Source organism: Alphaproteobacteria bacterium, from assembly GCA_005883305.1.
Classification (GTDB): domain Bacteria; phylum Pseudomonadota; class Alphaproteobacteria; order Sphingomonadales; family Sphingomonadaceae; genus Allosphingosinicella.
Map to the genome: position 1 here is coordinate 1,666,152 of VBAC01000001.1, position 13,988 is coordinate 1,680,139.

Here is a 13,988-nt window from a genome sequence, read left to right on the forward strand (position 1 = left end):
ATGCGGAGGTTCCGCCTGGATTGCCGCGCTTCGCTCGCAATGACGGCCTACGGATTCTGCGCCGGCGGCGGGTTCGTCCAGGGCCTGAACGCCCCGCCCGGCACCGCCGAGGCGACCGGACTCTCCGATCCGTCCGCCGCCACCGAGGAGACGCCGAACACCCAATCGTCGACGCGCACGCCGGGCAGGGTGGCCCGTCGGGCAGTGGAGTTGTCGAGCACCCTCAGGCAATCATCGTCGGGGCAATTGTAGGCGGCGACATAGCGGCGGCTATGCTCCCAATGACGAGCATCCGTTCGCCGCCAACGAACGACATATGTGTTCGCTTCGGCAACCGGCTCCCAGATGATCGTCGTATCGGTCGACACTGCCCCTTCCACTCTTGGCTCGGGCGGCATCGGCGCCCGCGCCAGCGCCGCCAGCGCGGCGACGTTAAGTTGAGTCACCTTCCGCAGATAGGGGAAATCCATGTGATCGATCGTGTCGCCGTAGACGATTCCGTTCTCCGTCCGCAGATCCTGGTGCTGCCAGTTGTAATTCTCGATCGCCACCGAGAAGCGGATGGCGGGGAAGCCGAGGCGTTGGAACGGGATATGGTCGCCGCCGCGGCCGAAGCGGTCGGTGCGCCAGATCTGACGCACGTCGAGGCCGAGCGCGAGATCGTCCGCCAGCGTGGAGACGAATCGCGACAGGTTGCGCGAGGGCGCGTCGTTCTCGCCGCCGAGGCTGCGCTGGGCGGCGATCAGCTCGCTCGTCGCGTCGGCGCGCACCCCCTCCGAAATCACCCGGACGTGCGAATCGTCGCAGACGCCGTCCGACGAGCAGCTGTTGCCGATGATGTCGTTGTTGAGCTCGGCCTCGACCCGCCAGTGATGATCCTTGGCATATTGGGCGAGGATCGTGCTGCCGTTCAGCCCCTGCTCCTCGCCCGAGACGACGCCGTAGACGATCGTCGCCGGGAAGCGGTAGCGCGAGAGGATCCGGGCCGCCTCGATCACCGCCGCGGTGCCCGATCCGTCGTCGTTGGCGCCGGGCGCATCGGAGGTCGCGTTGAGCGGGTCCGTGACTCGGCTGTCGATATGGCCGGTGATGACGATCACGCGGTCGGGATCGGTCGTTCCGCGCTGGATCGCGACCACGTCCTCGACCAGCGTCGGCGTCGGGATTCGCCGGTTGGTCACCGTGTCCGACGGCCGGACGATCTCGAGGCAGCCGCCGCAGGCGCGCGAGAAGCCGCGGAATTGCGCCTCCGTCCAGTTCAGCGCAGCGCCGATGCCGCGCATGGGATTGTCGCGCACCGACAAAGTGTGGCGCGTGCCGAAGGCCACCAGCCGCTCGACCGTCGCATGCATATTGTCTTGCGACACCTGGTCGGCGAGCGCGCGCAGAGTCGGCGGCGCGGCGGGCGGGGCGGAATGACGGGATTGGGACAGCGCGGGCGCGGCCGCGAGCGCGGCGAGGATGAGCAGCTTCTTCATGGCGCTTCGGATGAACCCGTTCGCGCCCGAAAGGCAAGGGGGACCACTTTGATCGAAAGCAAGGCCGACCTTCGTCGAACGCGAGATGCGCCTTCCGGCGAGGCCGGCCATTCCTCCCTGCAGTCTTAAAGGGGTGTCCCGTGATCCGTAACGTCCTCGCCGCGATCGTCCTGCTCGTCTTCGCCGGACCGCTCCACGCGCAGAGCGCCAGGGCCAATGTCGAGGCTCTGCTCGCCGCGGACCGCGCCTTCTCCGCGGCCGCTGCCCACGCGCCGAGCATCCCAGACGCCTTCGCGGCGATGTTCGACGAACAAGTGGTGGTGCCCATCCCCGGCCGCGGCCATCTGATCGGCCGCGACGCCGTGATGGAGGCCTATCGCGCCAGCACGTCGTTCCGCGAGGGCACGATCTCCTGGGCTCCGATACGGGGCGGCATCTCCGCCGACGGCACGCAGGGCTTCACGCTCGGCTATCTCAACGTCAGCGCCGGCCCTCCCGAACGCCGCAACCGCAAATATCTCGCTTACTGGATTCGGCGTCCGCAAGGCTGGCGGATCGTCGCCTACCGCCTGCTTCCGCGCGCACCCGGCGAGGTCTCGACCGACCTGCTCGAACCCTCGCTCCCCGGTTTCACGGCCGCGCCGTCCACCAACGCCGCCCACATCGCGTCGCTCCGGGCTAGCCTGTCGGCCGCCGAGCAAGCCTTCTCCGACCGCGCCCAGCAGGTCGGCCTGCGCGCCGCCTTCCTCGAGTTCGGCCGCGCCGATGCGGTCAACATGTCGGATGGCCCGGGCTTCGCCGTCGGCCTCGCCGCCGTCACGGCCCATTTCCCTGAAAACGCGACGACCAGCCCGCTGCGCTGGAGCACCGAGCGAAGCTTCGTCGCCTCCTCGGGCGACCTCGGAGTCTCGATCGGAACGATCCACGCCAACGGCCCGGTGCCGGAAGGCCAGGGCGCGGATTTCCCCTTTTTCACCGTGTGGCGGAGGGACAGGCCCGGCGCGCCGTGGCGGTACATCGCCGAATGAAAATCCTCCCCGGAACGGGGAGGGGGACCTGCCGGAGGCGGGTGGGGGGTCGGAGGCTGTCGGCCCCACCACCATGCTTCGCATGGTCCCCCTCCCCGTTCCGGGGAGGACTAAGCCGCGACCACCTCCTGCTCGATCGCTCCGAAGATCGAGTGGCCCTCGCCGTCCTCCATCCAGATCCGCACCCTGTCGCCTACCTTGAGAAAGGGCGTCGCCGCCGCGCCGTCGAGGATCGTCTCGACTGTGCGCAGTTCGGCGAGGCAGGAATAGCCGCTCCCGCCGCGGTCGACCGGCTTGCCTGGGCCGCCATCCACGCCCTTGTTGGATACCGTGCCGGAGCCAAGGATCGTGCCCGCGCCCAGATTGCGGGTCCTGGCGAGGTGGGCGACTAGGGTGCCGAAATCGAAGGTCATGTCCTGCCCCGCATCGGCCCGGCCGAAGGGCTGGCCGTTGAGATCGACGCTGAGCACGCCGCGCAGCTTGCCGTCCGCCCAGGCCTCGCCCAGCTCGTCGGGCGTCACGAACACCGGCGACAGGGCGGAGGCAGGCTTGGACTGGAGGAAGCCGAAGCCTTTGGCCAGCTCGGCCGGAATCAGGTTGCGCAGGGAGACGTCGTTCACCAGCCCGACCAGCTTGATATGCTCCAGCGCCTCGTCGCGCGACACGCCCCGCGGCACGTCGTCGGTCACCACCACGATCTCCGCCTCGAGGTCGCAGCCCCAGGCCTCGTCGGCGAGCGGGATCGGGTCGCGCGGACCCAACATTTCGTCGGATGCGCCCTGATACATGAGCGGGTCGGTCCAGAAGCTCTCGGGCATCTCGGCGCCGCGCGCCTTCCGCACCAGCTCGACATGGTTCACGTAAGCCGATCCGTCGGCCCACTGGTAAGCGCGCGGCAGCGGCGCGTCGGCGGCCCGCTCGTGGAAGCGGTCGCGCGGGATGACCCCATGTTCGAGGTCGGTGGCGAGCAGCTGCAGCTGCGGCGCGATCCGCTCCCAGTCGTCGAGCGCGGCCTGAAGCGTGGGGGCGAGGTGGCCGGCCTCCGCGCACCAGGCGAGATCGCGGCTGGCGACGACGAGCCGCCCGTCGCGGCCGGATTTCAGGGAACCGAGTTTCATTGCTTCTCCGTCATTGCGAGAAGCGAAGCGACGAAGCAATCCAGAACCGCCGTCGCGCCGCACTGGATTGCTTCGCTGCGCTCGCAATGACGACAGCAACTGGCATTTCCGCTTGGCCTTGGCTAGGGCCGCAGCCGATCAAACCATCCGAGTCACGAGGAAATCATGCGTAATATCGATCATTTCGTCGCGGGCGGCGCCTATGCGTCGGGCGAGCGGCACGGCGACGTCTTCGATCCCAACAATGGCGGCGTTCAGGCCCAGGTGCGCCTCGGCACTGCGGCCGATCTCGCAAAGGCGGTCGCCGCCGCGCGCGAGGCCTTCCCCGGCTGGGCCGCGACCAACCCGCAGCGCCGCGCCCGGGTGATGTTCAACTTCAAGGCGCTGGTCGAAGCCAATATGGACGACCTCGCCCTGATGCTCTCCAGCGAGCACGGCAAGGTGATCGCCGACGCGCGCGGCGACGTGCAGCGCGGCCTCGAAGTGATCGAATATGCCTGCGGCATCCCCCACGCGCTGAAGGGCGAGTACACGCAGGGCGCGGGCCCGGGCATCGACGTCTATTCGATGCGCCAGCCGCTCGGCATCGTCGCCGGCATCACCCCGTTCAACTTCCCGGCGATGATCCCGATGTGGATGTTCGGCGTCGCCATCGCCTGCGGCAACGCCTTCATCCTCAAGCCCTCCGAGCGCGACCCTTCCGTCCCGGTCCGCCTCGCCGAGCTGATGAAGGAAGCCGGCCTTCCCGACGGAATCCTCCAGGTCGTCCACGGCGACAAGGAGATGGTCGACGCGATCCTCGATCACCAGGACATCCACGCGATCAGCTTCGTCGGCTCGTCCGACATCGCCCAGTACATTTACGGCCGCGGCACCGCGAACGGGAAGCGCGTCCAGGCCTTCGGGGGCGCCAAGAACCACGGCATCGTCATGCCCGACGCCGACCTCGACATGGTGGTCAACGACCTCGCCGGCGCCGCCTTCGGAAGCGCCGGCGAACGCTGCATGGCCCTTCCGGTCGTCGTCCCCGTCGGCGACAAGACCGCCGACGCGCTGCGCGAGAAGCTGATCCCCGCCATTCGCGCCCTGCGTGTCGGCATCTCCACCGACGCCGAGGCCCATTACGGCCCGGTCGTCACCGCCGCGCACAAGGCGAAGATCGAAAGCTACATCCAGATGTGCGCCGACGAGGGCGGCGAGCTGGTGATCGACGGTCGCGGCTTCAGCCTCCAGGGCCATGAGGAGGGCTTCTTCATCGGCCCGACCTTCTTCGATCATGTGAAACCGAGCTTCCGCTCCTACAAGGAGGAGATTTTCGGCCCCGTCCTCCAGATGGTCCGCGCCGACAGCTTCGAGGAGGCGGTGCGCCTTCCGAGCGAGCACGAATATGGCAACGGCGTCGCCATCTTCACCCGCAACGGCCACGCCGCGCGCGAATTCGCCGCGCGGGTCAACGTCGGCATGGTCGGGATCAACGTGCCGATCCCGGTCCCGGTCGCCTACCACACGTTCGGCGGCTGGAAGCGCTCGGGCTTCGGCGACATCGACCAGCACGGCCCCGAGGGCGTGCGCTTCTGGACCAAGAACAAGAAGGTCACCCAGCGCTGGCCGGACGGCTCGGCGACGGGCGAAAATGCCTTCGTCATCCCGACGATGGGTTGAGCCGGGATGAAGCTCTACCTCGCCCCGGGAGCCTGCTCGCAGGCGCCGCACATCGCGCTCCTGGAAACCGGATTGCCGTTCGAGGCGGTGAAGGTCGATCTGAAGACCAAGCGGCTGGAGACGGGCGAGGATTACACCGCGATCAATCCCAAGGGCGCGGTGCCGGCGCTCGCGCTGGACGACGGCACGCTGCTCACCGAGAACGCTGTCGTCCTCCAATATATCGCGGATCGGACGCCGGAAGCGCGCCTGATCCCGCCGGTCGGCACGCTGGCGCGCTACCGCGCGCTCGAATGGCTGAACTATATCGCGACCGAGCTGCACAAGGGCTTCGCGCCGCTCTTCCACCCGACCGGCGAACCGCGCGCCCACGTCATCGAGCAGCTCTCGGCGAAATTCGATTATGTGAACGCGCGGCTCGGCGACGGCCCCTATCTGGCCGGCGCGGACCTCAGCGTCGCCGATCTGTACCTGTTCGTGATCCTCGGCTGGACCCGAATCTTCCACATCGATCTCGCCCGCTGGCCGGCCCTCGCCGCCTTCCGGGCGCGCCTGCTGGAGCGCGAATCAGTGCGAGAGGCCCTGCACGCCGAGGGCTTCGCGCCGAAGTGACAGAGGCGCTGCGATTCAGGTTCAGCCTGACGAATCTCCGCGCTATGGGGCCAGCATGAGCCAGTTCGACCTCACCGACGAGCAGCGCCAGATCCAGGAGATGGCGCGAGCGTTCACCGCGGACGCGATCACCCCCCACGCGAGCGAATGGGACGAGAAGCACATCTTCCCGCGCGAGACGATCCGTGCAGCGGCCGAACTCGGCTTCGGCAGCATCTACGTGTCCGAGGATTCCGGCGGCATCGGGCTCGGGCGGCTCGAGGCGGCCCTGATCATGGAGGCGATGGCCTATGGCTGCCCCTCGACCAGCGCCTTCATCTCGATCCACAACATGGCGAGCTGGATGATCGACCGGTTCGGCGGACAGGCGGTCAAGGACAAATATCTCCCCTCGATGGTGACGATGGAGCGGATCGGCTCCTATTGCCTGACCGAGCCCGGCTCCGGCTCCGACGCCGCCGCGCTCAAGACCCGCGCGGTCAAGGACGGCGACCACTATGTCGTCTCCGGCTCCAAGGCGTTCATCTCCGGTGGCGGCGAGAATGAAATCTACGTGACCATGGTCCGCACCGGCGTCGACGGCCCCAAGGGCATTTCCTGTCTGGTGATCGAAAAGGACATGCCGGGCGTCTCGTTCGGCGCTCAGGAAAAGAAGCTCGGCTGGCATTCGCAGCCGACCGCCCAGGTCAATTTCGACGAGGTCCGCGTTCCGGCCGAGAATTTGGTCGGCGGCGAGGGCGAGGGCTTCCGGATCGCGATGATGGGTTTGGACGGCGGCCGGCTCAACATCGGCGCCTGCTCGCTCGGCGGCGCCCAGCGCTGCCTCGACGAGGCGGTCAGCTACACCAAGGAGCGCAAGCAGTTCGGCTCGGCCATCGCCGATTTCCAGAACACGCAGTTCATGCTCGCCGACATGGAGACCGAATTACAGGCCGCGCGGATGCTGCTCTACGCCGCGGCGGTGAAGGTCACCGAGAACGCGCCCGACAAGACCAAATTCGCGGCGATGGCCAAGCGGCTCGCGACCGATTCGGGCTCGTCGATCGTCGACCGCGCGCTCCAGCTCCACGGCGGCTACGGCTATCTCCAGGATTATCCGATCGAGCGCTTTTGGCGCGACCTTCGGGTCCATTCGATCCTCGAAGGCACCAACCAGGTGATGCGGATGATCGTCGGGCGGGAGCTGACCCGCCAGTGACCGACGCAGCGACGGACGCCGGCGAGGGCATCGCCGGGCAGTGGACATCGGCGATGGCGCGGCTTTCGGAAGCGGCGCAGTCCGCGCTCGCCGCGGGTCCCGGCCTCGCCGGCACGCGGCCCTACGATCCGCTGGCCCTGTTCCGGACGATGGCCGATTTCGCAGCCGGCTTCCGACCCGATCAGCTGCTCCAGGTCCAGATCGAGGCGGCGCGCGAATGGGGACGCTTCTGGGCCGAGGCCTGGTCGCCGGGCGAGCCCGCCGAGGCGAAGCCGCGCGACCGGCGCTTCGCCCATCCCGAGTGGGAGACCCAGCCCTATCGCACGCTTCGCGACGCCTATCTGCTCGCCTCGAAGCAGCTTCGCGGCGGCGTCAAGGCGGCGGGCGGCGACGGGCCCGACGCGGCGATGATGAACTTCCTGGTCGACCAATATCTGAACGCGGTCGCGCCGACCAACTTCGCGATGACCAATCCTGCGGTGGTCGAGCGCACGGTCGAGACCGGCGGCGCCAATCTCGCCGCTGGCTTCGCCCATTTGCTCGAGGATGTGGCGAGCGGCAAGGGCATCGTTCGCCGGCGCACGGAGAGCGATTTCGTCGTCGGCGAGACGCTCGCCGCAACCCCCGGGGCGGTCGTCTTCCAGAACGAGCTGTTCCAGCTCATCCAGTACGACCCGGCGACTTCGGACGTCGCGGCCGAGCCCCTGCTCTACGTGCCGCCGCTGGTGAACAAATATTACATGATCGATCTCCAGCCCCGCTCCAGCCTGGTCAAATGGCTGGTCGACCAGGGCCGGACGGTATTCGTCATCTCCTGGGTCAATCCCGACGAGCGCCACCGCGACATGGGCGTCGAGCAATATGTGCTCCAGGGCATCGTCGAGGCGATCGGCGCGGCGCGCAAGGCCGCGAATGCGGACAAGCTCGACCTGTTCAGCTTCTGCCTCGGCGGCACCCTCGTGGCGATCGCCCTCGCCTGGCTCGAAGCGAAGGGCCGGGCAAGCGAGGTCGCCAGCGCCACTTTGATCGGCTCGATGGTCGATTTCGCCGACATGCGCGACTGGTCGGCCTTCGTCCACGAGGCGCATTTGGAGGCACTCGAGGACCATCTCGCCAAACGCGGCTTTATCGACTCGACCGAGCTCCAGCAGCTCTTCGCCGCGGTCCGCTCGAACGACCTGATCTGGTCGTCGGTGGTCAACCACTACCTCCTCGACAAGCCCGCCCCCGCCTCCGACCTTCTCCACTGGTTCGAGGACGGCGCCCGCATCCCCGAGGCGTTCCTCAAGAGCTACAATCGCGGGCTGCTCGCCAGCAACGCGCTCAAGGAAGGCACCGGCTTCACGGTCGGCGGAGTGGCGATCGACCTTTCGGCGGTGAAAACTCCGGTGACGGTGATCGCCCTCAAGGACGATCACGTCTCGGCCTGGGAAGCGGTCTATGACGGCACGCATCTGTTCGGCGGCCCGGTCCAGTTCATCCTCGGCGGCTCTGGCCACAATGCCGGCGTGATCAACCCGCCGGCCGCCAACAAGCACGGCTACTGGACCAGCGAAGCCAGGCCCGCCTCTGCCGGGGAATGGCTGGAGGGCGCCACCCGCCACGAAGGCACGTGGTGGCCGGCTTGGAACGCCTGGCTCGACGCCCACAGCTCCGGCAAGGTGAAGGCGCGCAAGCCGAAGAATCCGATCGAGCCGGCGCCGGGAAGCTATGTGAGGGTGGTGCATGATTAATTGCTCCCCGGCGAAGGGGCACCCCGCAAAGTACTACTTTGCGGGGACCCCGAAGGCCGGGGCCCAGGCGGCGCGGAGCGCCGAACGCGCTACCGCGCGCTGTTTTTCTAAGGCCTGGACCCCGGCCTTCGCCGGGGAGCAGGGTGGGACCGAATGACCGATATTGACGACACGCTCACCTACATAGACGGCCGCGCCGGCCGCCTGAGGCTCAACCGGCCAAAGGCGCTCCATGCGCTCAACCTGCCGATGGTCCGCCAGATGACCCGCGCGTTGCTCGACTGGCGCCACGATCGCAGCGTGCGCCTCGTCATCATCGACCATGCCGAGGGGCGCGGCTTCTGCGCCGGCGGCGACGTGGTGAGCATCGCGCAGAGCGCGCAAGGGCAGAGCGAGGCCGGCCGCGCCTTCTTCTTCGAGGAATATCGGCTGAACCACCTGATGTACACCTACGCCAAGCCCGGCGTGGTGTTCATGGACGGGATCACGATGGGCGGCGGGGTCGGCATCGCCTGCCCCTGCCGCTATCGCGTGGCGACCGAGCGGACCATCTTCGCCATGCCGGAAACCACGATCGGCCTGTTCCCCGACGTCGGCGGCGGCCGCTACCTCTCGCGCCTGCGCGGCCGGATCGCGCAATATCTGGCGTTGACGGGCGCTCGGATCGACGGCGCCGACTGCGTCGCGCTCGGCCTCGCCAATTTCTATATTCCCTCGGACCGGCTTGAAGCGCTCAAGGCGCAGCTCTGCCGCGAGCCCCAGAAAGCGGAAAGCCTCCTCGCCGGGGCCGCGGTTCCTGCGCCGCCGTCCAAGATCGCCGAGGTCCTGCCGCTGATCGACCGCCTGTTCGCCTCGGACGATTATGAGGAGATCCTGGCCGCGCTCCGCGCCGACGCCGGCGATTGGGCGAAGGCGCAGCTAGAAGGACTCGCGGCCAAGTCGCCGACCGCCTGCAAGGTCTCCGTGCGCATGCTGGTCGAGAGCCCGCACCAGCCGCACTTTCTCGACGAGATGCGGATGGAGTTCGCCATCGTCACCCGAATGTTCCGCCACGGCGACTTCTACGAAGGCGTGCGCGCTTTGCTGATCGACAAGGACAACAATCCGCGCTGGGACCCGGCAGCGCCCGGGGAGGTCACGCCCGCCATGGTCGACGCCTTCTTCGAGCCCCTGCCGCAGAGCGAGGCGTGGAGCCCGCTGCCCCCCGAGGGAGATTAATTGGGGACAGTCCCTATTTAGCTAAAGGTTTGAGGACAAAGGAAATGACTTACGAGACGATCCTGGTCGAACAGCGCGGCGCGGTCACGCTCGTAACGCTCAACCGCCCGCAGGCGCTGAACGCGCTCAACTCGACCGTGCTCGCCGAGCTGATCGCCGTCTTCGCCGCCTACGACTCGGACGAAAGCCAGCGCTGCCTCGTCCTCACCGGCTCGGAGAAAGCCTTCGCCGCGGGCGCGGACATCAAGGAGATGTCGGACCAGGGCTTCGCCTCGATGTATTCCTCCAATTTCTTCGCCGGGTGGGAGAAGGTCACGGCAACCCGCAAGCCGTGGATCGCCGCGGTCGCGGGCTATGCGCTGGGCGGCGGCTGCGAGGTGGCGATGATGGCCGATTTCATCATCGCCGCCGATACAGCCAAGTTCGGCCAGCCCGAGATCAAGCTCGGAGTCACGCCCGGCATGGGCGGCTCGCAGCGCCTGACCCACGCGGTCGGCAAGGCCAAGGCGATGGAGATGTGCCTGACGGGGCGAATGATGGGCGCCGAGGAAGCGGAGCGTTCGGGCCTCGTCGCCAGGGTCGTCCCCGCCGCCGAGCTGATCGACGAGGCGCTTAAGACCGCCGAGACGATCGCTTCGATGTCGCCGGTCGCCGCGATGGCCAACAAGGAAATGGTCAACGCCGCCTTCGAGAACGGCCTCGCCCAGGGCATCGCTTTCGAGCGCCGCCTGTTCCACGGCCTGTTCGGCACCGAGGACCAGAAGGAAGGCATGAGCGCCTTCGTCGCCAAGCGCGCTGCGGAGTGGAAGGGAAGATAGAGCGCTGGAAATAGAGACGCCCAAGCCCTTTGCCGTTCGCCCCGAGCGAAGTCGAGGGGCCCGGCCGAGCGAAGCCGAGGCTTCACATTCTCGGCTCCGCTCGAAGGGATGTCTCGACTTCGCTCGACACGAACGGGTTGGAAGGACTTCGAAATGGCGAAAGTAGCATTCATCGGGCTCGGCAATATGGGCGGCGGGATGGCCGCGAACCTCGCCAAGGCGGGGCACGACGTCGCCGCCTTCGACCTCAGCGAGGATGCCCTCCTCCGCGCCGAGGCGCGCGGCGCCGCCCGAGCCGCCTCCGCGCAGGAAGCGGTGGTGGGCGCCGAGGCGGTGGTGACCATGCTCCCCGCCGGACGCCACGTTCGCGAGGTCTACGAGACCTCGATCATCGGCCACGCCCCCGCCGGCGCGATCCTGATGGATTGCTCGACGATCGACGTCGCCACCGCGCGCGAGGAGATCGAAAAGGCGACGGCCGCCGGCTACGACATGGTCGACGCCCCGGTCTCCGGCGGGATCGCCGCGGCGGAAGCCGGCACCCTCACCTTCATGGTCGGCGGCTCCGGCGAGGCGTTCGAGCGGGCCCGACCTTTCCTCGAGCAAATGGGCAAGGCGGTGATCCACGCGGGCGACGGCGGTGCGGGCCAGGCGGCGAAGATCTGTAACAACATGCTCTTGGGCGCGACGATGGTCGCCACCTGCGAAGCCTTCGCCATGGCGAAGAGGCTCGGCCTGGATCTGCAGACCTTCTACGACATTTCCTCCAAAGCCTCGGGCCAAAGCTGGTCGATGACCTCTTATTGCCCGGTCCCGGGAGTCGGCCCCGAGACTCCGGCCGACCGCGGCTACGAGGGCGGCTTCGCGGCCACCCTGATGCTCAAGGACCTGCGCCTGGCGATGGAGGCGGCCCAGAGCGTCGACGCCTACACGCCGATGGGCGCGGAGGCCGAGACGCTCTACGCCCGCTTTGCCGAAAGCCTGGGCGGGGGCGGCAAGGATTTTTCGGCGATCATCAAGATGATCGACGACAGCTGGAAAAGGCCGGCGATCTAGGACAGCTTAATCGTCATTGCGAGGAGCGAAGCGACGAAGCAATCCAGACGGACGGCGGGGCCCAACTGGATTGCTTCGCTACGCTCGCAATGACGAAGCGGTGTTTAGTTCCCCGGCGATGCCGCGTCGGCCGGCGCCGGGCGCACCGAGCCGAAATCGGAGCCCACCGGGATCCCGATCAGCGTCGTATCGGGGATCGAGCGGTCGAGCACGATGCACTCGGCGAAGCGCGGCCGGGCGCAGATCTGCCAGCGGTCGCCGGGGTGGATGGCGATGCTGCGCGGGTGGTAATCCCACTCGAACATGCGCTTGGCCGCGTCGACCTCATAGTCCTCGCCGTTAAAATTGGTCTGGTTGTAGATCATCATCCGCCCCGCGACGACGTCGGGCGCTGCCCGGGTCGGAGCGGGCGCTTGCGCCTGCATCGCGGACGCCGGAACGGCGAGAGTCGCGGCGGCCAGCGCCGCAATCGTCAGATTCTTCATCACTTTTTCCCACCAAGGATTAGGCCGTTGAATTTGTAGGATTTTGCGAAGCCCTTGCCAAGCCGGAATCCAGCACGCCCGCGACCGCCCCGCGCCAACCGGCAAGCCGCTGCGCGCGCGCCTTTTCTTCCATGGCCGGAGCGAAACTCGCGACCGCCCCGCGCATCGCCGCGGCCTCCTCGAGCGAGCCGAACAGACCAGCGCCCACCCCGGCGAGCATCGCGGCGCCGAGCGCGGTGGTCTCGATGAACGCTGGCCGCTCGACCTCCAGGCCGAGGATGTCGGCGAGATCCTGGGCGAGCCAGTCGTTGGCCGCCATGCCCCCGTCGATCCTGAGGCATTCCCACGCCGCGCCGTCGCCGGCGAAGGCGGTCATCAGATCGTGCGTCTGGTGCGCCTGCGCCTCCAGTGCCGCGCGCACGACATGGGCGCGGGTCGCGGAGAAGCTGAGGCCCGAAATCGCCGCCCGCGCGTCCGGCCGCCAGTGCGGCGCGCCGAGCCCGGAAAGCGCAGGAACCAGATAGACCCCTTCGTTGCCCTCCACGCTGCGCGCCAATTCCTCGCTCTCGGCGGAATGGGCGATCAGGCCGAGCGAGTCGCGAAGCCACTGGAACAGGCTGCCCGCGACGAACACCGATCCTTCCAGCGCATAGCGCCGCTCCCCCCCGATCTGCCAAGCGACGGTGGTCAGCAGGCGGTTTTGCGACACCGGCGCCTGCGTGCCGGTATGGGTGAGCACGAACGCGCCCGTTCCGTAGGTCGCCTTGGTCTCGCCCGGAGCGAAGCAGCCCTGGCCGATCGCCGCCGCCTGCTGATCCCCGGCCATTCCTGAGATTCGGATCGGCCCGCCGAGCTGGCGAGTCCCGCTGAAGTCCCCGGCGCAGTCGACGATCTCCGGCAACGCCTTGAGCGGCACGCCGAACAGGTCGCACAATCCCTCATCCCAACGCCCCGTGTGGATGTCCATCAGCGCGGTGCGCGAGGCGTTGGTCGCGTCGGTGATGTGACGCCCGCTTTTGGTCAGCTTGTAGATCAGCCAGCTCTCGACGGTGCCGACCGCGAGGTCGTCGCCCGACTCCCGGAGCTGCGGCCAATGCTCCAGCGCCCAGGCGATCTTGCTCGCCGAAAAATAGGGATCGAGCAGCAGCCCCGTTTTGGCCTGCAGCGCGGGCTCCTCGCCTTGCTCCTTCAGCCTGGCGCAGAAATCGGCCGTGCGCCGATCCTGCCACACGATCGCCGGGGCCAGCGGCTTCAAGGTGCGCTTCGACCAGAAGACGATCGTCTCGCGCTGGTTGGTGATTCCGATCGTCGCGATCCGCTCCCAACCGCCCGCCTTGACTGCCATCCTCTGCGCGCAGCGGAGCGACAGCCGCCAGATCTCGTCGGCGTCGTGCTCGACCCAGCCCGCCCGGGGATATTGCTGGCTTAGCTCCCGCTGCGCGACACCGTGGCAGGTGCCGTCGAGCCCGAAGAGCATCGCGCGCGTGCTGGTCGTCCCCGCATCGATCACCAGAATATTGTCGCCGGCCATCCCGCGCCTCCGCCCCCATCGTCATTCCCGCGAACGCGGGAATCCAGCTTT

At 67.8% G+C, this 13,988-nt stretch carries 12 protein-coding genes; 8 read left to right on the forward strand and 4 right to left on the reverse strand.

Translation table 11 applies throughout. The features are described from left to right. Nucleotides 1-47: 47 nt before the first annotated feature. Nucleotides 48-1,478: a M28 family peptidase gene (locus E6G92_08370; protein TMJ19771.1), complete on the reverse strand. Its 1,431-nt coding sequence runs from the start codon at nt 1,476-1,478 to the stop codon at nt 48-50. Between the two features lie 140 nt (nt 1,479-1,618). On the opposite strand from E6G92_08370, the gene E6G92_08375 reads away from it, so the two are divergent. Next, nucleotides 1,619-2,506, forward strand: coding sequence for a nuclear transport factor 2 family protein (locus tag E6G92_08375; protein TMJ19772.1), 888 nt, complete (start codon nt 1,619-1,621; stop codon nt 2,504-2,506). Between the two features lie 110 nt (nt 2,507-2,616). Here E6G92_08375 and E6G92_08380 read toward each other — a convergent pair whose 3' ends face one another. Then, on the reverse strand, nt 2,617-3,624 hold the full coding sequence (locus E6G92_08380; protein TMJ19773.1) for a fumarylacetoacetate hydrolase family protein: 1,008 nt from the start codon (nt 3,622-3,624) through the stop codon (nt 2,617-2,619). A gap of 165 nt (nt 3,625-3,789) precedes the next feature. Between E6G92_08380 and E6G92_08385 the strand changes: the two genes are divergently transcribed. From E6G92_08385 to mmsB, 7 genes are all read left to right on the forward strand, one after another. After that, complete coding sequence (locus E6G92_08385; protein ID TMJ19774.1) at nt 3,790-5,286, forward strand: CoA-acylating methylmalonate-semialdehyde dehydrogenase; 1,497 nt, start codon at nt 3,790-3,792, stop codon at nt 5,284-5,286. A 6-nt stretch (nt 5,287-5,292) separates the two neighbouring features. Further along, nucleotides 5,293-5,898 carry a glutathione transferase GstA gene (gene gstA, locus E6G92_08390; protein ID TMJ19775.1) on the forward strand — a complete coding sequence of 202 codons (606 nt, stop codon included), beginning with the start codon at nt 5,293-5,295 and terminating at the stop codon, nt 5,896-5,898. A 55-nt stretch (nt 5,899-5,953) separates the two neighbouring features. Continuing rightward, on the forward strand, nt 5,954-7,096 hold the full coding sequence (locus E6G92_08395; GenBank protein ID TMJ19776.1) for an acyl-CoA dehydrogenase: 1,143 nt from the start codon (nt 5,954-5,956) through the stop codon (nt 7,094-7,096). After that, entirely contained in the window at nt 7,093-8,829 is a 1,737-nt protein-coding gene (locus tag E6G92_08400; GenBank protein TMJ19777.1) for a class I poly(R)-hydroxyalkanoic acid synthase, read from the forward strand. Before E6G92_08395 ends, E6G92_08400 begins: the two co-directional genes overlap by 4 nt. Nucleotides 8,830-8,982: 153 nt before the next feature. Further along, nucleotides 8,983-10,047: an enoyl-CoA hydratase/isomerase family protein gene (locus tag E6G92_08405; protein ID TMJ19778.1), complete on the forward strand. Its 1,065-nt coding sequence runs from the start codon at nt 8,983-8,985 to the stop codon at nt 10,045-10,047. Nucleotides 10,048-10,091: 44 nt separating this feature from the next. Next, nucleotides 10,092-10,865 (forward strand): enoyl-CoA hydratase, encoded by a 774-nt coding sequence (locus E6G92_08410; GenBank protein TMJ19779.1) that lies wholly within the window; start codon nt 10,092-10,094, stop codon nt 10,863-10,865. A 108-nt stretch (nt 10,866-10,973) separates the two neighbouring features. After that, entirely contained in the window at nt 10,974-11,921 is a 948-nt protein-coding gene (mmsB, locus tag E6G92_08415; protein TMJ19780.1) for a 3-hydroxyisobutyrate dehydrogenase, read from the forward strand. Between the two features lie 104 nt (nt 11,922-12,025). Here mmsB and E6G92_08420 read toward each other — a convergent pair whose 3' ends face one another. Continuing rightward, a complete protein-coding gene (locus E6G92_08420; protein TMJ19781.1) occupies nt 12,026-12,406 on the reverse strand; it encodes a hypothetical protein in 381 nt (126 codons plus the stop codon). Between the two features lie 19 nt (nt 12,407-12,425). Next, complete coding sequence (gene glpK, locus E6G92_08425) at nt 12,426-13,937, reverse strand: glycerol kinase GlpK (protein TMJ19782.1); 1,512 nt, start codon at nt 13,935-13,937, stop codon at nt 12,426-12,428. Nucleotides 13,938-13,988 lie beyond the last annotated feature (51 nt).

Bases quoted from the DNA above. Each gene is read 5' to 3' on its own strand.
- E6G92_08370 (TMJ19771.1), bottom strand. From the start codon at position 1,478: ATGAAGAAGCTGCTCATCCTCGCCGCGCTCGCGGCCGCGCCCGCGCTG.
- E6G92_08380 (TMJ19773.1), bottom strand. From the start codon at position 3,624: ATGAAACTCGGTTCCCTGAAATCCGGCCGCGACGGGCGGCTCGTCGTC.
- E6G92_08385 (TMJ19774.1), top strand. From the start codon at position 3,790: ATGCGTAATATCGATCATTTCGTCGCGGGCGGCGCCTATGCGTCGGGC.
- gstA (TMJ19775.1), top strand. From the start codon at position 5,293: ATGAAGCTCTACCTCGCCCCGGGAGCCTGCTCGCAGGCGCCGCACATC.
- E6G92_08395 (TMJ19776.1), top strand. From the start codon at position 5,954: ATGAGCCAGTTCGACCTCACCGACGAGCAGCGCCAGATCCAGGAGATG.
- E6G92_08405 (TMJ19778.1), top strand. From the start codon at position 8,983: ATGACCGATATTGACGACACGCTCACCTACATAGACGGCCGCGCCGGC.
- E6G92_08410 (TMJ19779.1), top strand. From the start codon at position 10,092: ATGACTTACGAGACGATCCTGGTCGAACAGCGCGGCGCGGTCACGCTC.
- mmsB (TMJ19780.1), top strand. From the start codon at position 10,974: ATGTCTCGACTTCGCTCGACACGAACGGGTTGGAAGGACTTCGAAATG.
- E6G92_08420 (TMJ19781.1), bottom strand. From the start codon at position 12,406: ATGAAGAATCTGACGATTGCGGCGCTGGCCGCCGCGACTCTCGCCGTT.
- glpK (TMJ19782.1), bottom strand. From the start codon at position 13,937: ATGGCCGGCGACAATATTCTGGTGATCGATGCGGGGACGACCAGCACG.